A 24,013-nucleotide genomic window follows, 5' to 3' on the forward strand; every position below is an offset into this window, starting at 1 on the left:
TGGAAAATAGGTGTTCGCCCGGGCCTAGCTGCGTGCCGACGGGGCGCGCGAAGGCTTCCTGGGCTTGCGAGGCGCCGCGGCCGCTTCGCAGTGCGCGACGATCAGATCCGCAAGGCACGCGAGTTGCGCTTGCGATCGCTCCGAGCGCACTTCCTCGGCGGTAGAGGGAAAGAGCTGCAGGAGGCCCAGGCCCCGCAGCGCGGAGAAGACAAGCCCTACGACTGCGTGCCGATCGGCGGCGTTCTCGAGTTCCGGGAAGGCGCCGAAGAATCCCGCTTCCATTTGTTCGCCGAGTTCGATCCGAAGACTGGCAATTTGCGCGAGGACTTCGGGTTGATTGCGCGTGCCGAGGTAGATGTTCCAGGCTGCGACGAAGCGAGGCTGCGCGTAGATCAACTGCCAGGCCGCGTTGACGAAAGCCGACGCGCGCTCGTGCAGCGGCAAGGTTTCCGCAGGCCAGAGTTCGCCCGCATCCACACCCGACTGGATGAGCTCGCCGAGCACCTGCATCATCAGCACCGCCTTCGATTCGAAGTGATGCTGGACCGCACCGGAAGTCATGCCGGCGGTCCTGGCCAGTTCGTGGATCGACATGTCCTCCAGGCTTCGGGTCTGGATCACATCGATGGCCGTGGCGATCAGGTGTTTTCTTGTGGCGGCGCTGCGTTCGGCATGCGTGCGACGGGGTACGGAAGGTCTGTGCATGTATTTACATTACGTATTTTCAGTAAAATGTATTTGCATCCGGCGTGCCGCTGGATAGGGGTAACCCGATGGCACCGTCCGCTTCCGCAAGGAGCCTTTTCGATTTCCCGTTCCTCTTCGAGGATTCAAGGTATGAAGCGCTTGATGAAACTGTCTGTCGCCTTTGCTGCGTTGTCGCTGTTCGCAGCCCTCGCCACGGCCGGCCCAGCCGGGCCGCGCGTCGTGAAAGACATCGTGCTGGTCCACGGCGCCTTCGCCGATGGCTCCTCGTGGTCCGAGGTCACCGCACTCCTGCAGCGCAAGGGCTACAACGTCACAGCCGTGCAGAACCCGCTGACGGGCCTGGCCGACGATGTGGCTGCCACTCGCCGCGTGCTGGAACGCAAGGGAGATTCGGTGCTGCTGGTGGGGCACTCCTGGGCGGGCGCCGTCATCACCGAAGCCGGCAATGCACCCAATGTGAAGGGCTTGGTCTACCTCTCCGCGCTCGTGCCCGACTCCAACGAGTCCGTGGCCGAGCTTTTGACCCGACAGAAGGCGCCTATGGACGGCATGCAGCCCGACGCCAACGGCCTCGTGTGGCTCGACGATGCGGGTGCCTTCGGCAAGGTGATGGCCGGCGACGTGCCGCTGGCGAAGGTGCAACTGCTGGCCGCGGCGCAACAGCCGATGGCGGCGCGCGCGTTCGAAGAAAAAGTGACCCACGCAGCCTGGCACGACAAGCCCAGCTGGTACCTCGTCACCGAGAACGACAACGCACTGGCACCGCGCGTGCAGCGCTGGACCGTGCAGAACATCGGCGCGAAGAGCATCGCGCTTCGCTCGAGCCACATGTCGCTCGTTTCTCACCCGAAGGAAGTTGCCGCGTTCATCGAACGCGCAGCCGAAGCGGCGGCCACGACACCCTAGCAGCCGCGCGCCGATTGCGCAGCGTCAATCGCGCTGGGCGGCTTCGAGCAGCACTGAAAAGCGGCGGTTGGCCTCCGTCATCGCCTGAGTGAGCTCCAGGCTCAACACGTCGATCAGTGCCCGAACCGCAGGCACCAGGCCGCGCCGTGATGGAAACACGGCATGCAGTTGGTGCGGCGCGAGCGTGTGGTCGGGCAGCAGGATTTTCAGTTCCCCCTTCTCGATCGACTCCGCACACAGGTTGAAGGGAAGCTTCGCGATGCCTACGCCCGCGAGCACGGTCTGCCAGATCAGGTGGACATCGTCGGTCGCGAGCATCGGCACGTACTCGATGGCCTCATCGACGCCTTGCGGACCGGTGACCCGCCAAGCCGGACGCTCGCCCAGGGTCACGCCGAGCCCGATGCCGACCTGGCCCTGTAGCGAGGCCACGGTTCCGAACGGGCCGTGCGCCGCGACGAAGCCTGGGCTGGCCACCAGCACCTGCTGACTCAGGCCGAAGTTGCGCACGATCAGTTGGGAATCGTCGACGACGGTCCGCACTCGCACCGCCACATCGAATCCTTCAGCGACGACGTCGACCCTTCGGTTGGTCAGCTCCAGATCGAGGCGAACGTCGGGGTACCGGTCAAGGAACTTGGGGATCACAGGGGCGAGAAAGAGATGCGCGATCCCCACTGGGCAGCTAACGCGCAACCGCCCGGCCGGCCGGGCGTTCGCATGCTCGGCCACTTCCATGGCGGCACGGGCGGCATGGGTCATGGCCTCGCAGTGCTGAAGGAACGCAGCGCCGACCTCGGTCACATGCATCGCACGCGTGGAGCGCTGCAGAAGCCGAACGCCGAGCCGCTTCTCGAGATCGGCGATGCGTCGGCTGATGCGCGACTTCGGCATGCTCATTGCACGCCCGGCGGCCGAGAAGCTGCCGTGCGACACGACCGCCACGAAGAGGGCGAAATCATTCAGGTCCACGGGCGAGTTCCCGCGCATGGCGAGGTCTGGGGACTGTGCGGGTGCGGGCTGCTGCATTGATTGTCCTGAGGGCCAGAACGAAGAGTTGCGATTGTGCCGTCTGGTGCCGCGAGGAGGCTGCGCCTATCTTCATGGCTCCTCTCGACACTCCCACATCATGCAAGTCCTTCATCTCGATTCCAGCATCCTCGGCGATGCCTCCGGTTCACGCGCCCTCAGTGCTTCCATCGTGTCGGCGATCCGCACGCACAACCCGGACGCCAACGTCGTCTACCGCGACCTCGTGCTGGACGCCATTCCTCATCTCGACGGCCCCATCGCTTCCGGATTCCGCGACCTGTCCATCGCTTCGGACGACGCCCACGTGGCGCGTGAACATGCCCGCTCCAACGCACTGGTTCAAGAACTCCAGGGCAGCGACGTCATCGTCGTCGGCGCGCCCATGTACAACTTCTCCGTTGCGACCCAGTTGAAGGCCTGGATCGATCGCGTCATGCAACCCGGCAAGACCTTCAAGTACACGCCCGCCGGTCCCGTCGGCCTGGCCGGCGGCAAGCGCGTGATCGTCGCTTCCACGCGCGGCGGCGTCTACACCGCGGGGCCCATGGCCGCGCTCGACTTCCAGGAGACCTATCTCAAGGCGGCCTTCGGATTCATCGGCATCACCGACGTGCATTACCTGCGGGCCGAGAGCATGTCCAGGGGCCCGGATATCCGGGCGCGTGCCATGGAAGACGCACGGGCCGGCGTGCTGCGGGTGGTCGACGCGGCTCTGCGCGACTGAAGGCGCGTCGCCCCAAACACACGTTTCATTCAACATCCGAGGAAAACCATGCTTTACGTCGTAACGCTGAACTACGCGCGCCCCATCGAGGAAGTCAACGGGCATCTGGACGCCCACAAGCAATGGCTGGGCAGGTTCACCAAGTCGGGACACATCCTCGCCGCAGGACCACTCGCGGACGGCACGGGTGGGGTGATGCTGGCCCATTGCGCCGGCTCCGATGAACTCGAAGCCATGATGGAGAAGGACGCCTTCGTGATCGAGCGCGTGGTCACCGTCTCGGTGCAAAGTTTCGAGCCGGCGCTGCGCGCGGAGGCCTTTGCGGCGCAATGGGCGCCATTGGCAAAAGCCATTGCCGCCGGCTGATATCCGCACAGGCGACTTCACAAGAGACGCGCAGAGGCGCTCGACCTCGGTGCATGTTCCGGCGGGACCTCGCGCCATCTCCTCCTGGGAAACATGCCGCGAGGCTTGCGATATTCATGCTTGACACAAGCAGGACAGGACACAGGCGGGATTCGGCTTGGCGCTGGCGGCCAGCCCGGCGCCCCATCACCCAGGGCTGCCTGGGGGTGTCTCGGGGGTTACACACAAGAACCATAAAAACGGCCGCGGTTCGCTTGCCGGCCCCCACAACAAGAGAGACCCCAAATGACGCATCGAGGACGAGGATCGAGGCCCGCGTGGCCATTCAGGACACTGGCGCTGACTGCTCTTGCCATCGCGCTGACCGCCTGCGGCGGCGGCGGCGGTGGCGGTGGTGGCGGCGCTTCCTTTCCACTGATTCCCCCATCGTCCGGCGGCTCGCCCTCCGGCAACACGCCGCCTCCGGCGACGCAGCCACCAGCCACGCAGCCTGACAACGCCACACCCGAGGTGCCGCCGCCCACATGCGCGGCAGCCGTTCCGGCCGGCGCACCGCTGACGGCCATCTCGTCCGTGCAAGGCACGGGTCACATCAGCCCCATGGCGAACCAGGCCGTGACCGTGCGCGGCGTGGTGGTGGGCGATTTCCAGAACACCGGCTCCGCCTCGGTGAAGCTGAACGGATTCTTCGTACAGCAACTCGTGCCCGATGCCGATCCGCTGACCTCCGAAGGCGTCTTCGTCTACGCGCCGAGCGGCAGCACCCGCGTGGCCGTCGGCGACTTCGTGCAGGTCACCGGCGAGGTGACCGAGTTCGGCCAGACAGCCGGTGCCGGCGCGAAGCCTGACAGCATCACCGAGATCGTCGGAACTGGCGCCACTGCGCTGGCCATCAGCGTCTGCGGCAGCGGCGTGGTCGTCAAGCCCACGCAGATCACGCTGCCGGTGGCCGACGAATCCACGCTGGAGCGCTACGAGGGCATGCTGGTCGAGATCGCGCAGCCCCTGGCGGTGACAGAGCTCTTCGAGCTGGGCCGCTACGGCCAGATGGTGCTGTCGCTGAACGGGCGCCAGTTCAACCCGACCAACGGCAACGCGACGGCGACGCATGCGCAGAACCTGCTCTCGCGCATCATGCTGGACGACGGCTCGTCGGTGTCCAACCCGAACCCCATTCCGTACCTGAGCGCGGCCGGCACCGAGGGCACCCGCCGCATGGGCGACACCACGCAGAAGATCACCGGCATCCTGAGCCACAACTTCGGCGCCTACCGCATCCAGCCGACGGTGGCGCCGGTGTTCGCGCAGGCCAACCCGCGCCAGCCCACGGCGCCGGTGGTCGGCGGTTCGCTGAAGGTGGCCAGCCTCAACGTGCTCAACTACTTCACCACCTTCCAGGACGGCACGAACTCTGCAGGCCAGACCGGCCAGGTCTGCCTGCTCGGCACAGGCGTAGCGACGGACTGCCGCGGCGCGAACAACCTGAACGAGTTCAAGCGGCAGCAGGCCAAGATCGTGGCGGCCATCGCGGGGCTCGACGCCGACGTGATCGGCCTGATGGAGATCCAGAACACCGACGTCGCGACGAACGACCTGCTGGCCGCCCTCAACGCCAAGGTCGGCGCGAACACCTATGCGGCGGTCAACAGCGGTGTGTTCGGCACCGACGCCATCAAGGTCGACATCCTCTACAAGCCCGCGAAGGTGCAGCGCGTCGGCAACGCCGTGCTGCCGACCGGCGCCGACCTGGCCGACTACACCGCCGCCAGCGGCCGCCCGCCGCTGGCCCAGCGCTTCAGCGTGGTCGGCAACAACGGCGGCTTCTGGTTCGTGGTCAATCACCTGAAGAGCAAGGGCAGCTGCCCGACCACGGGCGACGTCGACCAGGGCCAGGGCTGCTGGAACCTCGCGCGCGTCAAACAGGCGCAGGCACTGAACAGCTTTGTCGGCAAGCTCAAGGCCATGGGCACGACCGGCGAGACCGATGTGCTGATGATGGGCGACTTCAACAGCTACCTGCTCGAAGACCCGACCAAGCAACTCGAGGCCGCGGGCAACGAGAGCCTGCTCAAGCGCATGCCCGCGGCCGACCGCTACACCTACGTGTTCGGCGGCGAGACCGGCGCGCTCGACCATGCCTACGTATCGGCCTCGCTGGCGACGCAGGTCAACGGCGTGAACGTGTGGCACATCAACTCCGACGAACCGACCGCGCTCGACTACAACACCGACTTCACCACCGACGACCGCTACGCGCCCACGCCGTTCCGCGCGTCGGACCATGACCCGGTGCTGGTGGGCTTGAACCTCGCGGCCGATGCCGCCGTGGTCGAGCCCATCGTCAGCGCGTCGATTCCGGCTTCGGCGAAGACCGGCGAGACCTACAGCATGGACATCACCGAAGCCACGCCTGGTGGTGCGACCACCCTGACGTCGCTGACGGTCGACTGGGGTGACGGCACCGCCGCCACCACGGCAGCGGGCACCGGCGCCGTCACGCACACCTACGCGGCCCCCGGCACCTTCAGCGTGATGGTCACGCTCACCAACTCCGCCAGCCAGACCGCGACGAAGACGGGCAATGTGAATGTCACCACCACTGTCGTGGTGCTGCCGCCCGGCCCGCCCGATCTGTTCTTCAGCGAGTACGTGGAAGGTTCGTCGAACAACAAGGCGATCGAGCTCTACAACCCGACGGCTTCGGCGATCGACCTGAGCCTCTATGCCGTCAAGCTGTATTCGAACGGCGCGACTGCGGCTACGAGCACGCAGGCGCTGAGCGGCTCCCTGCCGCCTGGCGGCACGATCGTGCTGGCGAACTCCGGTGCTACCGCCGCCTTCAAGCCAGCCGGCACGTTCGACAGCGGCGTCGCCAACTTCAACGGCGACGATGCCCTGACGCTGGAGAAATCGGGTACGGTCATCGACCGCATCGGCCAGGTCGGGTTCGACCCCGGAACCGAGTGGAAGAGCGCCAACGGCGCCAGCACGCTGAACCAGACGTTGCGCCGCAAGCCCACCATCAAATCGGGCGATCCCAACCCGGGCATTGCTTTCGATACGGCGACGCAATGGGACAGTTTTCCCATCGACACCTCCGCGGGCCTGGGCTCGCACACGGTGAACTGAACGCTGCGGGGCGCCCGTACAAGGGCGCGCCGCATGCAGCAAAGAGATCGGGAAGGGGCGTTCAGCGCAACGCCTCGATCCGGCCGAAAACGGTTCAAGCAAGCTCGAACCAATCGATGCGCTGCTTGTTCAGGGCGACCCTCACGCCGACGGGGTTGACTCGGTGAGAGGCCCGCGGGGTCTGCGCACAGCGCATTGCGGAAGCTGCATTTGTTGGCAGTCTCTGCGACTTCGTGCTGTGCGGAACGGCCGCTTGCCGTGTTCTTCTCTAGAGTGAATGCCCCTGTCACTCGATACCCCGCCAAGGGGAGAAGAAAGGCGCAACACACCAAGCTACCACCAGATGTTCGAAGGCTGCTTGCCTCGCGGCAGGTCGTCGGTGCGAAAGCAGCGATGCAGATGCGAGGTATCAAAAGGCGACGGCCAGGGTGTTACCAGCACCCCAGCCGTCTAACCAAGTTCGTGCAACCACCTTGGAAGGAAACGCACAAAAATGGCTACCAAGACTATAGCCCGGCCAACTACGCCGGTCGCTTCCGTAGAAGCCGCCCAAGACCCGGCGGATCTTCTTGAAAACACCCTCACTCAACTCGAAGCCCTGCTGTGGGTCTGCCACGGTGAAGAGATCGACTGGTGCAGCGGTGATGGGCCTCGGCAATTGAACAACCTGCTCTGGCTTGCGGCCGAGATGGCTCGCAAGGCTGGGGAGTTGTTTCAGGTGAACGAGAAGGCGCGGCGTGGGGCGCCTGAGGCTGGCGGGTAGGAGCTGGTCTGCGGGCTGCAGGTTCGCCGCCTTGCATCGCCAGCGCGCTGGCGATGCAAGGCAATCACCGGAGATCAAGTAGTCTCCACAACCTTGGACTCGCCAACTCAACATTGGTACGTCGGAAGGGGCAGGTCGAACTCAGTCCTTCTTGAACGCGCGAGTCGCCTCGGCCGTATCAAGAGCCTCCCGCAACAGCTTGATTCGACCGTCCTCTGCGATCAGAACTCCCGCGTAGACTTGCCGGTAGATCTTGCCGGTGTCCGGAACCAGTGCCTCGACCCTGTACTCGGCAAACACTCGATCGGGCGTCTGGATCCAGAACGTAGGCTTTTGAAAAGCGAAGTCCGGAACTTTCTTCAGCAACCCCGTCAGCAAATTGGCAACAGCGGCCGGCCCCTGGGCTCGCGCATTGATGGTTGGAAGTTCCAGGATGCCATCTTCCGCAAAGAGTGCACCGGCTGCCGTGGGATTCGAGACGCTGTCCAGATAGGCGTTGAGCAGATCGGTCGCGGTGGTCAGTTTGGTCATTTGCAATTTCCTCTGGATGCGTGGGAAGTTCAGACTTGGGCCATGCCGCCGTCGACGAAGAGCTCGATGCCATTGACGAAGCTGGCGGCGTCGGACGCGAGGAAGGCCACGGCCTTGCCGATCTCGCCGGGCTCGCCCAGCCGGCCCAGAGGTACCTGCGATGCCAGGTGGTCGAAGAGCCCCTGGCGCGCTTCCTCGGGCACGAGGTCGCCCAGGCCGGGCGTGCGGATCGGGCCGGGGCTCACGGCGTTCACGCGGATGCCGCGGTCCTTGAGGTCCAGGGCCCAGGAGCGCGCGAAGTTGCGCACCGCCGCCTTGCTCGCGCTGTAGACGCTGAAACTGGCCGTGCCCTGGATGGAGGTGGTGGACGAGGTGAGGATCACCGAGGCCCCGTTGCTCAGCAGGGGCAGCGCCTTCTGCACCGTGAACAGCACGCCGCGCACGTTGGTGCCGAAGATGCGGTCGAAGTGCTCTTCGGTGATGGCGCCCAGCGGCATCATGTCGCCGCCGCCAGCGTTGGCGAACAGGATGTCCAGCCGGCCGGCCGTCTTCGCGATGTGAGCGTAGACGGCATCGAGGTCCGACAGCACCGATGCGTCGGCGCGCAGCGCCGTGGCGGAAGAGCCGATCTGCGCGACCGCCGCGTCCAGCTCCTGCTGGCGACGGCCTGTGATGAAGACGCGCGCGCCCTGCGCCGCGAGTTCCTTCGCGGCACCGAGGCCGATGCCGCTGCTGCCGCCGGTGACCAGGGCGATCTTGCCTTCGAGTTGCTTGTTCATGGTGTGCTCCGTTTCGTGAATGGATGAGGATGGATCGATGCCTCGCGGCAGTCCGCTGCACTTATGCAGCGACGCCTTGTTGGAGGCATGGAGCAAATGTAGGTCTCGCTTATTGAACGAAAAAGAGAGATGAATGGAATGACTATCCACGCATATGGATAATCAAGGGCTTGTTCTGCAGCAAGGAATGCCCATGGACCAACTGCTGGCGATGCGCGCCTTCGCCCGCGTGGTGGAAGCCGGCGGGTTCACCCGCGCGGCCGATTCGCTCGACATGCCCATCGCCACGGTGAGCAAGCTGGTGCGAGAGCTGGAAGCCCATCTTGGGGTGTCGCTCCTGCAGCGCACGACCCGGCGCGTGACGGTGACGCCGGAAGGCCAGGACTACCACGCCAAGTGCACGCGCATCCTGCGCGATCTTGAAGACATCGATGCCTCGTTCAATCTCGCACGCGGCAGGCCGCGCGGACATCTGCGCATCGACGTCGGCGGCTCCACCGCGCGTGACGTGCTCATTCCGCTGCTGCCGGACTTCATGGCGCACTACCCGGACATCCGCATCGACCTGGGCGTGTCCGACCGCCCGGTGGACCTGATCGGCGACAACGTCGACTGCGTGATACGCGGCGGTCCGCTGGACAGTTCATCGCTCGTGGCCCGGCACCTGGGCAACGCGGCGCTCATCACCTGCGCCACGCGAAACTATCTCAAGCAGTTCGGCACGCCGGCATACCCCGACGAGCTGAAAAACGGCCACCGGCTGGTGAGCTACGTGTCCAGCCAGACGGGCCGGGCCATGCCGTTTCGATTCGAGCGCGACGGCGAGAAGATTGAGATCAAGGTCGAGCATCGCATGGGCGTCAACGAAAGCAACGCACATCTGGCCGCGTGCGTCGCAGGCCTGGGGATCGTGCAGACATTCACCTATGCGGCCGACTCGTCGCTGCGCGACGAATCGCTGGTGGAGATCCTGAAGCCCTGGCGACCGGCGCCATATCCTTTCCACGTCGTCTACCCGCAGACCCGGCATGTCACCCATCGACTGCGGGTCTTCATCGACTGGGTGGTCGAGGTCTTCCCTGGGCGACTCAATGAAGGCAAGTCTCCCGCGAAGACGGCATCTTCCTATCCGATGTAGCGGTCATTTACGGTGGCTGCAATTGATTGCCGCAAGGGGCCCGGGGCGTCAGCCTCGCCTCGGCTACAGTCGGCCGGAGCCGGACTTTCACGGACCCTCTACAACTTCTCCCGGAGAGCGACGTGCAGCATGCAATCGCCACACATTGAACAACTGGCACAGTCATTTGCTGCTCTGGACGAAAGTAGCAAGGCTTCGTTTTGCATCTGGATTGCAATTCAGGTCCGAGATGTCCTTGCACCTGAAGAGGCTCAGCGTGTTGAGATTAGCCAGGCTGTCGCGACGCTTCAGGCTTGGGAAGCGGGTAGTCCAATTACGGGCGATCACCTGAACGAACAGCTCATGAACGCTAACGATGAAGGTCTGTACGCCTATCTTGATCACGAGCTTAGCGGTACGAACACTGCGATTGAGGCCGTCGGCGGCTCGGTTTGCTACATCGCTTGGATGGCCTATAGAAGAGCCGGGGAACGCCTCCCCGACGGCATCGATCAGGTCAATGATGATTTCATCACATGGATAGTTCAGCAGGCTGTCGACTGTCGGGCTGTTACATACGAGGCCTGCTTGTCAGCCATTCGGAAACTTGCATCTAAATGAAGGTCGATGCCTGAAGCATCCACGTGACGGGCAAAATCCGGCCAAAACCGGACTTTGAGGAGGAGCCTTGCGTTCACTAGACGAATTGCTGGACACCCAGGAACCAGCCCTGCCGCAGGTTGAGCATTGGGCGAGAGCAGCCGCCCTCTCGGTTGAAATATTGCCTCCGTCTTCCAGCCGGGGCGACGTCCTCATCGAACTGCAAGTGACGACTCGATCGGTCCTTGGAGCGCTGGCCTATGGAACCGGTGGCGTTCTGGTGGACGGTGGCTGGCTCAGAATGCTCGGGTCCGGGCATCCCAAGTTGACCCGCAACATCGGCGCATGGAATGCCGGGCGGTCGAACGGGTTCTGCCTTGTGGCCGACGATGCGGTTGGCGGCTTCTTCGCTATCAATGGGGGTGCGCTCGGCGACGATAGAGGCGCCGTGCACTATCTCGCTCCAGACACGCTGACATGGGAAAGTCTTGGGTTCAGTCACTCTGCTTTCACACAATGGGCATTCACGGATCGGTTGCGCACTTTCTACGATGGAATGCGCTGGACCGGCTGGGAGGAAGACGTACGGCGACTGCCAGGGGACCAATGCTTCAACTTCTACCCGTTCTTGAGCACCAAGGAAGGTTCGACACAGACCAGTTCGAGGCGGCCCGTTTCAGTTGCTGAGCAGTACGCGTTCAACACTGCGTGAACAAAGTTTCGGCACCCGAAAACGGCGGTGTTCTGCCGATAACGGCCCTTGATATCTGCATTAGAGACTATGCTGCGTAGTGAATCTCTTGAACGATGGTGGCCGACCACTCAATCATTGGACCTGGTGCGAGGGACAGTTCCTCAAGTGGCAGTAGCAGTCGAGGCCGAGGTAACTCGCTTCGTTGGTGCTGAGGCCTTGTCGAAGTCCTGGTCCCGATATGCCAATTTGGATGCGGCATTTGGAGCGGCCACAGAATTTGCAAATGTGCCGACTTACTTCCTGCTCTTGCCGACACATTCCGATTGGACCGTCCTCTGGAATAACAGCCTCCTTTGCGACGGCTACGACTCGCTTTGCTATTGCATCACTGCCAATCATGGCCTGACCACTGTCCATTGGAACGCGCACGATTCGATAACGACAACGCAGCCCGGCGCAACATTCACATATCGAAGCTTGGAAGAAGCAACCGTGGTCGAACGGTCGGTTTATGCAGTTCAGAATGACCGCAAGTGGCTCTTTGGAGAAATCGGCTCCCCGTTGCCTGCAGAAGATGCCAGCTCATATTTGGCTCGGCGCAAAAGCGACCGTCTCAACGAATCACTGATGGCGAATCTTCTCGGAAGGCTCGGGGCCGCGCCATGGACCGAAGAGTTCTATGCGCTGCAGGAGCAGCCGTGCTTCATCCTGCAACGGATGGCCGCGCCGAAAACGATCATCCAGCGACCACGGGCCTCAGACCTTAGGGGGAAACAGGACTGACCTCTTTGGGAGTCAGCGAATGTCTCGTTCGGGCCCACTGCCGTCTCTCGCCCTGCTCCAGAGCAGTCATTCGCCGCTGGCATCTACGGACGCGGTTCACGTGCGCCTGTGGCCTTCGAGAACACATTCCAATAGGCAGCAAGGTAGGAGTTCTTTTGAGAGATCTGCTCAATCCGCTCCACGACGCTCTGGTCCAATCTGACCCTATCCCAAAAAAGCGCGACTCGAATTCGCGCGTCTTCAAACACGCCCTTCTTGGCGGAGCAGTTAAAGCCACAGAAAAAATAGATCCTGTCTAGCGCTTCGCCAACAACGTTGTCGTCCACGTCCGAAAGAGCGCCGATCAGCACTTCACCCTCGTCGGCCTTAGATGGATGAAGGATGCTGACCAAGCATCCGCGCCAGCTAGCTGGCTTCGTCTTTGCAGAGTGGAACAAGACTGCGCGGTCTTCTGCGTTCAGCCTAGAGAGAAGCTCTTCGCCGTCTTCATAGGCGTACTCACACCAATCCATTGAGTCCGGATCGGACTTCGTCAAAAGAGCATCGAGTTCGACAACTGCGTTGGTCTGCTGCATGGGAATGTCTGGTTCTGGACCCTGGGGGTCCTCCATTGCCGACGTTGAACCGCTAAGACTTTGGAGCGACCGCATGCTCGTAGGCATCTAGCAACCGCTGAAGCAAAGCCCGCTCGGTAGCGTCTATGTCGTTGCTCTGGTCAACTACCACGCCCTTCAACAAGTAGTACTCGGTGTCATCTTGGATGCGGCCGCGCTTGACGATTCGTTTGAATGAAGAAGAGTACCTACGCCGAAGCTCTGACAAAGAGGCCAACCCCGCTCTAAGAAAGGCTTCGTCGAGAGACTCGACTTGCGCCGAAGGAATGCAGCTTAGTTCCTCGAGAATGTCATTGATCGCCATGCGCAAGCCTTCAAGCGCTTTCGACCTTCCATGCTGCTCGATGATGTTGACGCAAACGTCTGCCATCTTCGGCGAATTTGCGAGAGGCTTCATGACCTGCGTGGAGTAGAAGTCGACGAAAGCATAGAGTTCTTGAAACTCGCGCTCGCGTGCTGCAGAAAGTGATCGAGGCATCGCAATTGCGTTAATAGTCGGAAGTCCGCACTTGGCCGCATTCGCCACTAGCGAGCGGGTGAGGCCGGCGATTGAGGTTTGCCGGTCAGCTGTTCAATCATTGATTTCGCCTGCCGTTCGATCTCTGCACTTTCCTCCGCCGACAACTGGACTGATCGAGACGGAGGTTCGTCTGGCGTCCTAGAACTTTGGATGTTGATGGCGAACACCGCGCCGACTGCAAGGCCACCGACACCGGTCGCGATCCATCCAGGGATACGGTGGGCACCTCGCCATTCTTCAGGATTGGATTTTGCAAGATCGCGCGCCCATACCCACGCACTGCCGGCAATCAGGAGGCTCAGAAAACACAGAGGAACCCCGAGCCAAATGATGCCGCCGGCCGCCCACGGGGTCAGTGCTCTACTGATCGCGAAAAGCCCTAGCCACAACACGGCGGGGACCAGGCCCAGAAGAATGATTATGTTGGCAACGTTGCGTTTGCTGTCGGAACTCATTTGATAACCGTAGTCGCAGGGCTTGAACGTCCGCTGTCTGATTGATTTTCCCTTGCGGTACCAACGACTGGTCATGGCCAATTGTGCCCCTTGCCGCAGTTCAGGCATAGCCGCGAAAGCTGATGCCTAACCCATGGAACGCAAGTGCTGCATCAAGGACAACTGCACACGGCGCGCGCATGCTCACATTCCCTCAACTCGATGGGAGACCATCATGGGATCAGCAGACACTGGAACCTGTCGTGGGCCCTGGAACAAGGGCAAGATCGTCGGCCAGAAGGCGCCTTTCAAGCTCAAGGACATTTGGGCGCTGCGGGTGCGGCTGCAACTGCAGGGTCGAGTGCGCGAACTCGCTCTCTTCAATTTGGGCTTGGACAGTAAGCTGCGAGGCTGCGACCTTGTCAGCCTGAAAGTCAGGGACGTCTGCCACGGAGAGCAAGTTGCCCCACGGGCAACGGTGATGCAGCACAAGACGCAGCGTCCGGTGCAGTTCGAGCTGACGCCTGGAACCCGCGAGGCCGTGCAGGCCTGGATCCGGCGCACCGGACTGCGATCGGACGACTTCCTGTTCCCGAGCCGAATGCACGACTCGCCGCACCTCGGCACCCGGCAGTACGCCCGGATTCTTGGGGGCTGGGTCAGAGAACTTGGGTTAGATCCTGCCGACTACGGAACGCACTCGATGCGACGGACGAAGGCGGCGCTGATCTACCGGCGAACGAGGAACCTCCGCGCGGTGCAGCTGCTGCTCGGCCACTCCAAGCTCGAGTCGACCGTCAGATACCTGGGCATCGATGTGGATGACGCCCTGGAGATCTCGGAGCAGACGGAAATCTGAGCGAGTGCCGATTGAGAGGCGCAGATCCGTCTTCCACGCTACGGCAGTGAAGCGGCTCGACGCGCCGCCGGATGGCTCGATCGCGGCGCATGGCAGTCATTCAGCGGGCCGTGTCGACTGGCTGAAACCAGTCTGGAGCGGGCATTGAACGCAGTCATGCCCATGTCGACCGTGGCCGAGATCGATCCTTCGGAGCAATGCCTGTCCGGTGCCCTGTGCATGAACCCCGAATGAATCGGCATCGCACAGGGCAGGAACGATCAAATATTCAGCGCAGCGCCTCGACCAGATCAAGCACCATCCGGTCCCCACCGAACTTCTCGACCCCATGCGTCAGCAGCGCATCCACAGCCTGCGCAATGCCATGGCTCGAAGACGACTGCTGGGCCATGTCGTTGTAGTACCCCAGGTCCTTCTTCGCATTCGCCATCGAGAACTTCAGCGAATCGGTGCTGCCGGTCAGCAGCTTGGGCTTGACGCGTTCCAGTGCCACGCCGTTGCCGCCACCCTTGGCGAGCACGTCGACGAACACGTCGGGCTTCACGCCGGCGCGTTCGGCGCAGGCCGCGGCCTCGCACAGCAGCGCCACTGTGCCCAGCGACACGAAGTTGTGCAGCAGCTTCATCGCGTGGCCGGCACCGATGCCGCCCACGTGTGTGATGTTCTCGGCGAAGCAGCGCAAAACCGGCAGGCACGAGGCCAGCACTTGCTCGTCGCCGCCCACCAGCAGGTTCAGCCGGCCTTCGGCGGCTTCCTTCGCGGTGCGGGTCATGGGCGCGTCGATGAACTTGCCGCCCTTGGCGCTCACGGCTTCAGCCACCTTGGCGGTGGAGGCGGGCACTGCGGTGGAGCAGTCGATGACCACGGTGCCGGGGCGCAGCGTGGTGAGCGCGCCGTTGTCGCCCAGCATCACGGCCTCGACCTGCGGCGTGCCGGTCACGCACAGGATCAGCACGTCGACCTGCGCGGCCAGCGTGGCCACGTCCTTCACCGAAGTGGCGCCGGCCTTCAGCAGGCCGTCGATGGGCTGGTTGCCCGCGTGCTCCAGCACGGTCAGCTGATGGCCGTGCTTGACGATGTTACTGGCGATGCCGTGGCCCATCAGGCCCACGCCGACGAGGCCGACCTTGCGCGGCGCTTGCTGCTGTTCAGTGCTTGTCATGTGTTGTCTTCATCCGTGCTTGATGGCGATGGTCTTGAGGGTCGTGAAACCGAGCAGGGCCTCGAAGCCCTTCTCGCGGCCGAAGCCGCTTGATTTCACGCCGCCGAATGGCAGTTCTACACCACCCGCCGCACCGTAATTGTTGACGAAGACCTGGCCGCAGTGCAGCTTGTGCGCCATGCGCAGCTGGCGCGCGCCGTCGCGGGTCCACACGCCGGCCACCAGCCCGAAGTCCGTGCCGTTGGCCAGGCGCACCGCCTCGGCCTCGTCGGCGAAAGGCGTCAGGGCCAGCACCGGGCCGAAGATCTCGCGCTGCGCGATGTCGCTCTCGTGCGGCACGTCGCGGAAGAGCACAGCTTCCTGGTAGTAGCCGGTGGAAGATGCGTTGGGCGACACGGTGCCGCGCGCCGCCACCTTCAGGCCGGCGGCCTCGGCGGTCGCGACCATGTCTCGCACCTGGCGGAACTGCTTTTCGTTGATGAGCGGGCCCATGTCCAGGTCTTCGGCGGGCGTGCCCGCGCGCACTGCTGAGAAGCGCCTGGCGAGGCGCTGCACCACTTCTTCGTAGACCGACTGTTCCACCAGCACACGGCTGCCCGCCGAGCAGGTCTGGCCGGCGTTCTGGATGATGGCGTTGAGCAGCACCGGCTCCGCCGCGTCGAGGTCGGCATCCGCGAACACGATCTGCGGCGACTTGCCGCCCAGCTCCAGCGTCACCGGGCAATGGCGCTCGGCAGCGGCCAGGCCCACGCTGCGGCCGGTCATGGTCGAGCCGGTGAACGAGATGTGGTCGATGCCGGGGTGTGCGCACAGCGCAGCGCCGGCTTCCTTGCCGTAGCCGGTCACCACGTTGAGCGCGCCGGCCGGAAAGCCCACGTCGGTCGCGATCTCGGCCAGGCGCAGCAGCGACAGGCTCGCGTCCTCCGCCGGCTTCACCACGCAGGCGTTGCCCGCCGCGAGCGAGGCGCCCACGCTGCGGCCCGCGATCTGCATCGGGTAGTTCCAGGGAATGATGTGGCCCGTCACGCCGTGCGGCACGCGCACGGTCAGCACGGTGTAGCCGCGCTCGTAGGGCAGGGTGTCGCCGTGCAGCTTGTCGCAGGCGCCGGCGTAGTACTCCATGTAGCGGGCCAGCGCGGTGGCGTCGTTGCGCGCCACGCGCAGCGCCTTGCCGGTGTCGCGCGCCTCGAGCTGGGCCAGTTCCTCGTGATGCTCCAGGACGGCGGCGCCGAGCTTGGCGAGCAGGCGGCCGCGCTGCAGCGCGGTCATGCCGCCCCAGGGGCCGTCGAAGTTCTCGCCCATGGCCTGGCGTGCGGCGCGCACGGCGGTGTCCACGTCGGCGGCGGTGCCGCGCGCGATCTCGCCGAACTTGCTGCCATCGCTCGGGTCGATCACGTCGATGGTGGCGTTGCCTTCGGACTGCACGTGGCGTCCGTCGATGTAGTGGGCTGCTGCGTTCATGATGTCTTGTCTCCTGAAGACCGGTCAGCGGGACGTGTTGGGTTCCGGCCAGGGTTTCTGCGGTTCGCGGATCTGCTCGAAGGCGCAGCTGAACTGCAGCACGCCGAGGTCGTCGAAGCGGCGGCCGGCAATCTGCAGGCCAATCGGCAGGCCCTCGGCCGAGTAGCCGCAGTTGATCGAGGCAGCGGGCTGCTCCGACATGTTGTAGGGCACCGTGAAGCCGATGTGCTCCAGCGGCAGCATCGGGTCGTTGGTGGGCGATGCGTGGTCGGCCGGCGCGGGCATGTTGGGCGACACCGGCGAGATCACGAAGTCGTAGGCCTTGGTGGCCGCAATGGCCGCCGCCCGCGCGGCGATGAATTGGCTGTAGGCGTCGAAGATGTGCGCCCCCGAGAAGCCGGCCGCGCTCTCGGCCCATTCGCGGATGTACGGCAGGATCTTCGCGCGCACTTCGGGCGCCATCGCCTGGATGTCGATGCACGAGCGCATGCGCCAGAAGTGGTCCATGCCCTGCAGCATCTTCGGTGTCATGAAGGGCGGGATTTCTTCCACCACCGCACCAGCCGCCTCGATGCGCTTCGCCGCGCGGCGCACGGCCTCGGCGATCTGCGGATCGAGCGGCAGGCCGCAGCCCGCGTCCATGTGCAGCGCCACGCGCTTGCCCTTGATGAACGACGGGTCGACCTCGAAGGCCGTCCAGTCGATGACGGGGGGCGGCAGCTCGGAGTAGTCGCGGTCGTCGGGCTGCGCGACCGAGGCCATCATCAGCGCCGAGTCGGCCACGGTGCGCGTCATCGGGCCGGCGCAGCGGCCCATGTAGGGCGAGCTCAGCGGAATGCGGCCGAAGCTGGGCTTGAGCGTGTAGATGCCGCACCAGCTCGCCGGCAGGCGCAGCGAGCCACCGATGTCGGTGCCCACGTGCAGCGGGCCATAACCTGCAGCGGCTGCGGCGCCGGCGCCCGCGCTCGAGCCGCCGGGCGTGCGCGACAGGTCCCACGGGTTGCGCGAGAGTTCATGAAAGCTCGACAGTCCCGACGACAGCATGCCCAGGTCGGGCATGGTGGTCTTGGCGACCAGCACGGCGCCATCTTCCTTCAGGCGCGCGGCGGGCGGCGAGTCGTACGTCATCGGCACCAGCTCGTAGGCGGCGGTGCCCAGCGGCATCGCATCGCCCTTGGTCGCGAGGTTGTCCTTGATGGTCACGGGCACGCCGTCGAGCGTGCCCAGCGGCTTGCCGGCCAGCCAGCGGGCTTCGGAGGCGCGGGCCTGCTCCAGCGCCAGCTCGGGGCGGAAGAGCCAGGTGGCGTGCAGCTCGGGCTCGTAGGCCGCGATGCGCTCGTTCACCGAGCGCGCCACTTCCACCGGCGAGAGTTCCTTGGCCGCGTAGGCGGCATGCAGCTCCTGCACGCCCAGGGCATAAAGCGGCTTCGATGTCGATGTGCTCATCGCATCAGCCCCACGAGATCGCGGCCAGGTCGTTCACCACGATCGGCATGCTCGGCCACAGGCCCTTCACTTCCTTGCGCGCGATGGTCGGAAACACCGCCTGGTAGAGGAAGCCGTTGACCGCATCGGTCGCAAGCATGCGCTGGGCGTCGGCCAGCAGGTCGGCGCGGCGCTTCTTGTTCTCTTCGTTCTGGATGGTGACGAACAGGTCGCGGAACTTCTTCGAGTCGTAGCCCCAGTAGTAGTCGGGCTCGGTGTACTTCACCAGGTCGAAGGGCTCCACGTGCGCGACCATGGTCAGGTCGAAGTCGTGCGCGCCGCCGAAGGTGCCGCTGAGCCACTGCGCCCATTCGACGTTCTGGATCTTCACGTTGATGCCGATCTGCGCGAGCTGCGCGGCGATCACCTCGCCGCCCTGGCGGGCGTAGGAGGGCGGGGGCAGCTGCAGGCGCAGTTCCAGCGGCGTCTTCACGCCAGCCTCGGCCAGCAGCTTCTTCGCCTTCTCCACGTCGAACGGGTTCATCGCGGTGGTGTCGATGAAGCCCGGCGCGCCCAGCGCGTAGTGGCTGCCGATGGGCCTGCCGAAGCCGTCGGCCGCGCCCTGGATGATCGCGTTGCGGTCGATGGCCGCCAGGATCGCACGGCGCACGCGCACGTCGTCCAGCGGTTTCTTGCGGTTGTTGATGGTCAGGATCACCTTGCCGCGCGTGCCCACCTCGATCACCTGGAAACGCGAGTTACCCTTGAACTGGCTCACCGAGCGCGTGCCCGCGCGCGGGAAGATATCGATGTCGTTCGACAGCAGCGCGGCGGTCTGCGCGGCCGTGTCCGACATGAAGCGGAAGACGAACTTCTCGGTCTTCGCGAGGTTCGGGTCGCGATAGGTGGGCGACTTCACCAGCGTGCACGAGGCGCCGCGCTGCCAGACGCTCAGCTTGTAGGGGCCGGTGCCCACGGGGGCGGTGGCGTTGGTCTCGGCGCTCTTGGGCTCCACGATGCAGGCGGTCGACTGGCCGAGCATGAAGGGCAGGTCGGGGTTCGACAGCGTGCTGTTGACGCCCACCGTGTACTCGTCGAGCACCACGGTGCCGATCTCGCTGAAGAAGCGCTTGTCCTTGTTGGTGCTCTTGGCACTGCCCGCGCGGTCGAAGGAGAACTTCACCGTGTGCGCGTTGAAGGGCTGGCCGTTCTCGAAGCGCACGCCCTTGCGCAGCTTGAAGACGAAGGTCTTCATGTCGGGCGACGACGACCAGCTCTCCGACAGCATCGGCGTGACGCTGCCGTCGGCATTCACCTTGGTGAGCGTCTCGAAGATGTTGTACTGCGTGATCTCCGCGATGGCCGATGCGGCTCCGCTGGTCGGGTCCAGGCCCGGCGGTTCGAGTGGCATGCCGATCGTCAGCGTGTTCTTGCCGGCCTGCGCGCGGGCCTGGGGCAGGAAGACACCCGGGATCGCCGCGGCCATGGCGGAAGTCATGAGTGTGCGTCGCTTCAACATTCGATAGTTCCTGGAGGTGAGGGTGAAAGGGAGGGGAAAGAGGGCTCGTCCCGGCTAGCGCGACGGCGTGTGCAGGACGGCGGAAAGCAGGGTGCGCGTGTACTCGTGCTGCGCGTGCTCGAACAGGTCGGCCGGGCGGCCGCGTTCGACGATCCGGCCCTTGAAGACCACGCAGACCTCATCGCAAAGGTGGTTGACCACCGCGAGGTCGTGGCTGATGAGCAGGTAGCTGATGCCGAACTGCTGCTGCAGGTCCTGCATGAGGTTGAGCACCTGGGCCTGCACCGACACGTCGAGCGCGCTCACGGGTTCGTCGGCCACGATGAGCTTGGGGCGCGTGATGAGGGCGCGTGCGATGGCGATGCGCTGGCGCTGTCCGCCCGAGAACTCGTGCGGGTACTTGTCCATGTCGGTGGTGCGCAGGCCCACGGCGGCGAGTGTTTCGGCGGCGCGTTCGCGCTGCTCTGCACGCGTGGTGGCAGCGAGCGCTTCGAGCGGCTCTGCGACGATGCGCGCGACCGTCTGGCGCGGATCGAGCGAGCCGTACGGGTCCTGGAACACCATCTGGAAGTCGCGGCGTGCGACGCGCAGCTCTTCCTTCGAGAGCGCGTGCAGATTGCGGCCTTCGAGGGAAACGGTGCCGGAAGTGGGCGTATCGAGCGCCATCACGAGACGCGCGATGGTCGACTTGCCCGAGCCCGATTCGCCGACGATGCCCACGCTCTGGCCGGCCTGCACTTCGAAGCTCACGCCGTTGAGCGCCTTCACGCTCGGCGGTGGGCCGAAGAGCTTTTCGCGCGGGAGCGCGTAGTGGCGATAGAGGTTGTTCACTGCCAGCAGGGGCTGGCGGGCGTTAGCAGCGGGCTGGCTCATGCGATGGCGGTCCTGGCGGTGGATGCGGCGATTTCTCCGAGCCGCAGGCAGCGCACCACGTGGTTGTTGGGCAGCAGCGTCTCGCGCGGGCGCGTGCTCTGGCACAGGTCGATGGTGTGGGCGCAGCGGCCGGCGAAGGCGCAGCCGCGCGGCATGTCGACCAGCTCCGGCACGCTGCCGCGGATGGTCGGCAGCCGGCCCGCGCGCACCGCGCCGAGGGCGGGGCGCGCCGCGAACAGGCCGCGGGTGTAGGGATGGGCGCGTCCGGCGAACACCGCGTCGGTCGGGCCGCTTTCCACCGCGCTGCCGCCGTACATCACGAGCATGCGCTTCACGCTGTTGGAGATCACGCCGAGGTCGTGCGAGATCAGGATCAGCGCCATGCCCATTTCCTTGACCAGGCCCTGGATCAGGTCGAGCACCTGCTTCTGGATGGTCACGTCGAGCGCGGTCGTCGGTTCGTCGGCAACCAGCAGGTCGGGGCCGCAGGCGAGCGCCATTGCGATGCCGATGCGCTGGCGCTGGCCGCCGGAGAACTGATGCGGGTACGCATCGAGCCGCGAGGCCGCGTCAGGAATGCCCACGCGGTCGAGCAGGTTCAGCGCTTCCTTGCGGGCCTGCTCCTTGGTCAGGCCGCGATGCAGCCGCAGCGGCTCGCCGACCTGGCGTGCGATGGTGTGCACCGGGTTCAGCGCCGTCATCGGCTCCTGGAAGATCATGCCGATGCGGTTGCCGCGGATCTCGCACATCTTCTTTTCGGGCAGCCCGACGAGCTCCTGCCCGTCGAGCTTGATGCTGCCCGACACCTTGGCGGTGGAGGGCAGCAGGCCCATCAGCGACATCACGGTGATCGACTTGCCGCAACCGGATTCGCCGACGATGCCCAGCGTTTCGCCGCGCTCCAGCGAGAAGGAAATGCCGCGCACGGCCTGCGCCGGCCCGCGTTGGGTCTGCAGGCCGATCTGGAGGTTGTTGACTTCGAGGAGTGGCATGGTCAGTGGATCGGGATCGGGCGGCCGAACGCAGAAGGAAGACAAAAGCTACGCAGAAGTCGCAGAAGGGAATCGGGAAAATTGTTTATGGATTTCTTTTGCGACCTTCGCGAAACCTTCGCGCCCTCTGCGTACTGGTACCCGCATTTGAAGTGCTCGTTCATCGACCACCTCTTCACCGTGCACGCGCAAGACGAGGATCGAGCAGGTCGCGCAGGCCGTCGCCGAGCATGTTCAGGCCGAGCACCGCGAGCGCGATCGCCATGCCCGGGAAGACGGCCAGCAGCGGCTGCTGGAACATGAGGGTCTGGGCTTCGCTGAGCATGCGGCCCCACGAGGGTTGCGGCGGCTGCGTGCCCAGGCCCAGGTAGGAGAGGGCGGCTTCCGCGAGGATGGCGATGGCGAAGCGAATGGTGATCTGGACGATCAGCACGGCCGAGATGTTCGGCAGCACGTGCTGCATCGTGATCGCGAAGCTGCCCTTGCCGCAGGCGCGCGCGGCGGCGACGTACTCGCGCGACCAGATCGCGTTGGCCGATGCACGCGTGATGCGCGCGAAGGTCGGGATGTTGTAGATGCCGATGGCCACGATGGCATTCACGATGCCTGCGCCGAACACGGCCGTCATCATGATGGCCGAGAGAATGGCGGGAAACGCCAGCGTGAAGTCGGACAGCCGCATCACCGCCTCTTCGACCCAACCGCGCTTGGCGGCCGCGAGCAGGCCGAGTGCCGTGCCGACTACGAGGCCGATGCCCACCGCGATCACACCGACCAGGATGGATGCGCGCGCGCCGACGAGTAGCAGCGAGGCCACGTCGCGGCCGAACGCATCGGTGCCGAGCCAGTGCGAACCGGACGGCGCCTGCAGCTTGTTCGCCATGTCCATGCCGTAGGGCGAGTAGGGCGTCCACACATAGGAGATCAACGCGGCGAGCACCAGCAGTGCGGCCAGCACACCCCCGATGCAGAAGCTGCGATGCCGCAGTGCGCGGCGCCAGAAGCCGGGGGCCTTCAGTGCCACGCCGGAGGGGGCGGCGGGCAGCGCGGCGGAGGTTGGATTGACGGCGCTCATATGTCGCTGGCCTTGATGCGCGGGTCGATGACGGCATAGAGCACGTCGACCACGAAGTTCACGATGACCACCATGGCCGCCAGCAGCATCACGCAGTTGCGCACCACGATCAGGTCGCGGTTGCTGATGGCCTGGAAGATCAGCCGGCCCAGGCCGGGAAGATAGAACACGTTCTCCACCACGATGGTGCCGGCCAAGAGCTCCGAGAACTGCATGCCCATGACCGTGATGACGGGGATCATCGCGTTGCGCAGCACGTGGGTCCAAAGCACCATGCGCTGAGAGACGCCCTTGGCGCGTGCGGTGCGAACGAAGTCTTCGCGCATCACTTCCAGCACTGCCGAGCGCGTGATGCGTGCGAGGATCGCCGCTTGCACCACAGCCAGCGAAAGGGCTGGCAGCAGCAGCGACTTGATGCCCGCAAAGATGCCTTCGCCCCATCCTTCGAAGCCGCCAGCGGAGAACCACTGCAGCTGCACCGAGAACACCAGGATCAGCAGGATGGCGAACCAGAAGTTCGGAATGGCGATGCCGACCTGGGCCATGCCCATGAGGCCGACGTCGCCGAGCTTGTTGTGGCGGGCCGCGGCGGTGACGCCCACGAGCAGGGCGATCACGACGGTGAGCGCCATGGCGAGCACGGCCAGGGGTACCGTCAGCGCGAGGCGTTCGAGGATGAGGTCGAGCACGGGCGAGCTGTAGGCGTAGCTGTCGCCGAGGTTGCCGGTGAGTAGGCCGCCGATCCAGTGCCAGTAGCGCGTCCAGGCGGGCTGATCGAGGCCGAGCTTGGTGGCCAGGGCGGCCACGGCCTCGGGCGAGGCGTCGGGGCCCATGAGCATCTGCGCGGCGTTGCCGGGCAGGATCTCGAGCACGAGGAAGACGATGACCGAGGCGCCGATCAGGGTGCCGATCAGCGTCAGCGTGCGCTTCAGCAGGAACAGGCCCAT

At 64.7% G+C, this 24,013-nt stretch carries 25 protein-coding genes; 10 read left to right on the forward strand and 15 right to left on the reverse strand.

Annotation, left to right across the window (positions count from 1 at the left end; all coding sequences use genetic code 11):
• Positions 1-24: 24 nt before the first annotated feature.
• A complete protein-coding gene (locus ACAM57_RS07935; protein ID WP_369661247.1) occupies positions 25-705 on the reverse strand; it encodes a TetR/AcrR family transcriptional regulator in 681 nt (226 codons plus the stop codon).
• 144 nt (positions 706-849) lie between these two features.
• Between ACAM57_RS07935 and ACAM57_RS07940 the strand changes: the two genes are divergently transcribed.
• A complete protein-coding gene (locus ACAM57_RS07940) occupies positions 850-1,614 on the forward strand; it encodes an alpha/beta hydrolase (RefSeq protein ID WP_369661248.1) in 765 nt (254 codons plus the stop codon).
• A gap of 24 nt (positions 1,615-1,638) precedes the next feature.
• Here the strand turns inward: ACAM57_RS07940 and ACAM57_RS07945 are convergent, their stop codons facing one another.
• Positions 1,639-2,586, reverse strand: a complete 948-nt coding sequence (locus tag ACAM57_RS07945) for a LysR substrate-binding domain-containing protein (RefSeq protein WP_369661249.1) — start codon at positions 2,584-2,586, stop codon at positions 1,639-1,641.
• A gap of 157 nt (positions 2,587-2,743) precedes the next feature.
• Between ACAM57_RS07945 and ACAM57_RS07950 the strand changes: the two genes are divergently transcribed.
• From ACAM57_RS07950 to ACAM57_RS07965, 4 genes are all read left to right on the forward strand, one after another.
• On the forward strand, positions 2,744-3,370 hold the full coding sequence (locus tag ACAM57_RS07950; RefSeq protein WP_369661250.1) for an FMN-dependent NADH-azoreductase: 627 nt from the start codon (positions 2,744-2,746) through the stop codon (positions 3,368-3,370).
• A 48-nt stretch (positions 3,371-3,418) separates the two neighbouring features.
• Positions 3,419-3,736, forward strand: a complete 318-nt coding sequence (locus ACAM57_RS07955) for a YciI family protein (protein WP_369661251.1) — start codon at positions 3,419-3,421, stop codon at positions 3,734-3,736.
• A 285-nt stretch (positions 3,737-4,021) separates the two neighbouring features.
• Entirely contained in the window at positions 4,022-6,865 is a 2,844-nt protein-coding gene (locus ACAM57_RS07960; protein ID WP_369661252.1) for an ExeM/NucH family extracellular endonuclease, read from the forward strand.
• A 493-nt stretch (positions 6,866-7,358) separates the two neighbouring features.
• Complete coding sequence (locus ACAM57_RS07965; RefSeq protein ID WP_369661253.1) at positions 7,359-7,628, forward strand: hypothetical protein; 270 nt, start codon at positions 7,359-7,361, stop codon at positions 7,626-7,628.
• Positions 7,629-7,769: 141 nt separating this feature from the next.
• Here ACAM57_RS07965 and ACAM57_RS07970 read toward each other — a convergent pair whose 3' ends face one another.
• Positions 7,770-8,159, reverse strand: a complete 390-nt coding sequence (locus ACAM57_RS07970) for a nuclear transport factor 2 family protein (RefSeq protein ID WP_369661254.1) — start codon at positions 8,157-8,159, stop codon at positions 7,770-7,772.
• A 29-nt stretch (positions 8,160-8,188) separates the two neighbouring features.
• Positions 8,189-8,938 (reverse strand): glucose 1-dehydrogenase, encoded by a 750-nt coding sequence (locus tag ACAM57_RS07975; RefSeq protein ID WP_184642738.1) that lies wholly within the window; start codon positions 8,936-8,938, stop codon positions 8,189-8,191.
• A gap of 193 nt (positions 8,939-9,131) precedes the next feature.
• On the opposite strand from ACAM57_RS07975, the gene ACAM57_RS07980 reads away from it, so the two are divergent.
• From ACAM57_RS07980 to ACAM57_RS07995, 4 genes are all read left to right on the forward strand, one after another.
• Positions 9,132-10,076 carry a LysR family transcriptional regulator gene (locus ACAM57_RS07980; protein ID WP_369661255.1) on the forward strand — a complete coding sequence of 315 codons (945 nt, stop codon included), beginning with the start codon at positions 9,132-9,134 and terminating at the stop codon, positions 10,074-10,076.
• A gap of 129 nt (positions 10,077-10,205) precedes the next feature.
• Positions 10,206-10,676, forward strand: coding sequence for an Imm6 family immunity protein (locus ACAM57_RS07985; RefSeq protein WP_369661256.1), 471 nt, complete (start codon positions 10,206-10,208; stop codon positions 10,674-10,676).
• Between the two features lie 67 nt (positions 10,677-10,743).
• On the forward strand, positions 10,744-11,367 hold the full coding sequence (locus tag ACAM57_RS07990; protein ID WP_369661257.1) for a DUF2625 domain-containing protein: 624 nt from the start codon (positions 10,744-10,746) through the stop codon (positions 11,365-11,367).
• A 147-nt stretch (positions 11,368-11,514) separates the two neighbouring features.
• Positions 11,515-12,132: a hypothetical protein gene (locus ACAM57_RS07995; protein WP_369661258.1), complete on the forward strand. Its 618-nt coding sequence runs from the start codon at positions 11,515-11,517 to the stop codon at positions 12,130-12,132.
• Positions 12,133-12,215: 83 nt separating this feature from the next.
• Here ACAM57_RS07995 and ACAM57_RS08000 read toward each other — a convergent pair whose 3' ends face one another.
• The 3 genes from ACAM57_RS08000 to ACAM57_RS08010 are packed head-to-tail and all read right to left on the reverse strand — an operon-like array spanning position 12,216 to position 13,721.
• Positions 12,216-12,707 carry a hypothetical protein gene (locus ACAM57_RS08000; protein ID WP_369661259.1) on the reverse strand — a complete coding sequence of 164 codons (492 nt, stop codon included), beginning with the start codon at positions 12,705-12,707 and terminating at the stop codon, positions 12,216-12,218.
• A 52-nt stretch (positions 12,708-12,759) separates the two neighbouring features.
• The gene (locus tag ACAM57_RS08005; protein WP_369661260.1) at positions 12,760-13,224 is read right to left on the reverse strand and encodes a hypothetical protein; all 465 of its coding nucleotides are present in this window, start codon (positions 13,222-13,224) and stop codon (positions 12,760-12,762) included.
• Positions 13,225-13,271: 47 nt separating this feature from the next.
• Entirely contained in the window at positions 13,272-13,721 is a 450-nt protein-coding gene (locus ACAM57_RS08010; RefSeq protein WP_369661261.1) for a hypothetical protein, read from the reverse strand.
• Between the two features lie 214 nt (positions 13,722-13,935).
• On the opposite strand from ACAM57_RS08010, the gene ACAM57_RS08015 reads away from it, so the two are divergent.
• Complete coding sequence (locus tag ACAM57_RS08015; protein WP_369661262.1) at positions 13,936-14,559, forward strand: tyrosine-type recombinase/integrase; 624 nt, start codon at positions 13,936-13,938, stop codon at positions 14,557-14,559.
• Between the two features lie 268 nt (positions 14,560-14,827).
• On the opposite strand, the gene ACAM57_RS08020 is transcribed toward ACAM57_RS08015, so the two are convergent.
• The 8 genes from ACAM57_RS08020 to ACAM57_RS08055 all read right to left on the reverse strand — a co-directional run bounded on the left by ACAM57_RS08020 (position 14,828) and on the right by ACAM57_RS08055 (position 24,013).
• Entirely contained in the window at positions 14,828-15,721 is an 894-nt protein-coding gene (locus ACAM57_RS08020; RefSeq protein ID WP_369661263.1) for an NAD(P)-dependent oxidoreductase, read from the reverse strand.
• A 9-nt stretch (positions 15,722-15,730) separates the two neighbouring features.
• The gene (locus ACAM57_RS08025; RefSeq protein WP_369661264.1) at positions 15,731-17,182 is read right to left on the reverse strand and encodes an aldehyde dehydrogenase family protein; all 1,452 of its coding nucleotides are present in this window, start codon (positions 17,180-17,182) and stop codon (positions 15,731-15,733) included.
• 24 nt (positions 17,183-17,206) lie between these two features.
• The gene (locus tag ACAM57_RS08030; protein WP_369661265.1) at positions 17,207-18,628 is read right to left on the reverse strand and encodes an amidase; all 1,422 of its coding nucleotides are present in this window, start codon (positions 18,626-18,628) and stop codon (positions 17,207-17,209) included.
• Between the two features lie 4 nt (positions 18,629-18,632).
• Positions 18,633-20,126: an ABC transporter substrate-binding protein gene (locus ACAM57_RS08035; RefSeq protein ID WP_369661266.1), complete on the reverse strand. Its 1,494-nt coding sequence runs from the start codon at positions 20,124-20,126 to the stop codon at positions 18,633-18,635.
• 54 nt (positions 20,127-20,180) lie between these two features.
• Positions 20,181-20,999 carry an ATP-binding cassette domain-containing protein gene (locus ACAM57_RS08040; protein WP_184641490.1) on the reverse strand — a complete coding sequence of 273 codons (819 nt, stop codon included), beginning with the start codon at positions 20,997-20,999 and terminating at the stop codon, positions 20,181-20,183.
• Positions 20,996-21,991, reverse strand: a complete 996-nt coding sequence (locus tag ACAM57_RS08045) for an ABC transporter ATP-binding protein (protein ID WP_369661267.1) — start codon at positions 21,989-21,991, stop codon at positions 20,996-20,998. Before ACAM57_RS08045 ends, ACAM57_RS08040 begins: the two co-directional genes overlap by 4 nt.
• Positions 21,992-22,166: 175 nt before the next feature.
• Positions 22,167-23,066, reverse strand: a complete 900-nt coding sequence (locus ACAM57_RS08050; RefSeq protein WP_126023518.1) for an ABC transporter permease — start codon at positions 23,064-23,066, stop codon at positions 22,167-22,169.
• Entirely contained in the window at positions 23,063-24,013 is a 951-nt protein-coding gene (locus ACAM57_RS08055) for an ABC transporter permease (RefSeq protein ID WP_369661268.1), read from the reverse strand. Before ACAM57_RS08055 ends, ACAM57_RS08050 begins: the two co-directional genes overlap by 4 nt.

This window comes from Variovorax sp. V15, from assembly GCF_041154425.1.
Taxonomy (GTDB): Bacteria; Pseudomonadota; Gammaproteobacteria; order Burkholderiales; family Burkholderiaceae_C; genus Variovorax; species Variovorax guangxiensis.

What these genes read in the sequence shown, in the direction of transcription:
- ACAM57_RS07935 (WP_369661247.1), bottom strand. Translation starts at nt 705, where the DNA reads ATGCACAGACCTTCCGTACCCCGTCGCACGCATGCCGAACGCAGCGCC.
- ACAM57_RS07940 (WP_369661248.1), top strand. Translation starts at nt 850, where the DNA reads ATGAAACTGTCTGTCGCCTTTGCTGCGTTGTCGCTGTTCGCAGCCCTC.
- ACAM57_RS07950 (WP_369661250.1), top strand. Translation starts at nt 2,744, where the DNA reads ATGCAAGTCCTTCATCTCGATTCCAGCATCCTCGGCGATGCCTCCGGT.
- ACAM57_RS07955 (WP_369661251.1), top strand. Translation starts at nt 3,419, where the DNA reads ATGCTTTACGTCGTAACGCTGAACTACGCGCGCCCCATCGAGGAAGTC.
- ACAM57_RS07960 (WP_369661252.1), top strand. Translation starts at nt 4,022, where the DNA reads ATGACGCATCGAGGACGAGGATCGAGGCCCGCGTGGCCATTCAGGACA.
- ACAM57_RS07965 (WP_369661253.1), top strand. Translation starts at nt 7,359, where the DNA reads ATGGCTACCAAGACTATAGCCCGGCCAACTACGCCGGTCGCTTCCGTA.
- ACAM57_RS07970 (WP_369661254.1), bottom strand. Translation starts at nt 8,159, where the DNA reads ATGACCAAACTGACCACCGCGACCGATCTGCTCAACGCCTATCTGGAC.
- ACAM57_RS07975 (WP_184642738.1), bottom strand. Translation starts at nt 8,938, where the DNA reads ATGAACAAGCAACTCGAAGGCAAGATCGCCCTGGTCACCGGCGGCAGC.
- ACAM57_RS07980 (WP_369661255.1), top strand. Translation starts at nt 9,132, where the DNA reads ATGGACCAACTGCTGGCGATGCGCGCCTTCGCCCGCGTGGTGGAAGCC.
- ACAM57_RS07985 (WP_369661256.1), top strand. Translation starts at nt 10,206, where the DNA reads ATGCAATCGCCACACATTGAACAACTGGCACAGTCATTTGCTGCTCTG.
- ACAM57_RS08000 (WP_369661259.1), bottom strand. Translation starts at nt 12,707, where the DNA reads ATGCAGCAGACCAACGCAGTTGTCGAACTCGATGCTCTTTTGACGAAG.
- ACAM57_RS08005 (WP_369661260.1), bottom strand. Translation starts at nt 13,224, where the DNA reads ATGCCTCGATCACTTTCTGCAGCACGCGAGCGCGAGTTTCAAGAACTC.
- ACAM57_RS08010 (WP_369661261.1), bottom strand. Translation starts at nt 13,721, where the DNA reads ATGAGTTCCGACAGCAAACGCAACGTTGCCAACATAATCATTCTTCTG.
- ACAM57_RS08015 (WP_369661262.1), top strand. Translation starts at nt 13,936, where the DNA reads ATGGGATCAGCAGACACTGGAACCTGTCGTGGGCCCTGGAACAAGGGC.
- ACAM57_RS08020 (WP_369661263.1), bottom strand. Translation starts at nt 15,721, where the DNA reads ATGACAAGCACTGAACAGCAGCAAGCGCCGCGCAAGGTCGGCCTCGTC.
- ACAM57_RS08025 (WP_369661264.1), bottom strand. Translation starts at nt 17,182, where the DNA reads ATGAACGCAGCAGCCCACTACATCGACGGACGCCACGTGCAGTCCGAA.
- ACAM57_RS08030 (WP_369661265.1), bottom strand. Translation starts at nt 18,628, where the DNA reads ATGAGCACATCGACATCGAAGCCGCTTTATGCCCTGGGCGTGCAGGAG.
- ACAM57_RS08035 (WP_369661266.1), bottom strand. Translation starts at nt 20,126, where the DNA reads ATGTTGAAGCGACGCACACTCATGACTTCCGCCATGGCCGCGGCGATC.
- ACAM57_RS08040 (WP_184641490.1), bottom strand. Translation starts at nt 20,999, where the DNA reads ATGAGCCAGCCCGCTGCTAACGCCCGCCAGCCCCTGCTGGCAGTGAAC.
- ACAM57_RS08045 (WP_369661267.1), bottom strand. Translation starts at nt 21,991, where the DNA reads ATGCCACTCCTCGAAGTCAACAACCTCCAGATCGGCCTGCAGACCCAA.
- ACAM57_RS08050 (WP_126023518.1), bottom strand. Translation starts at nt 23,066, where the DNA reads ATGAGCGCCGTCAATCCAACCTCCGCCGCGCTGCCCGCCGCCCCCTCC.
- ACAM57_RS08055 (WP_369661268.1), bottom strand. Translation starts at nt 24,013, where the DNA reads ATGGGCCTGTTCCTGCTGAAGCGCACGCTGACGCTGATCGGCACCCTG.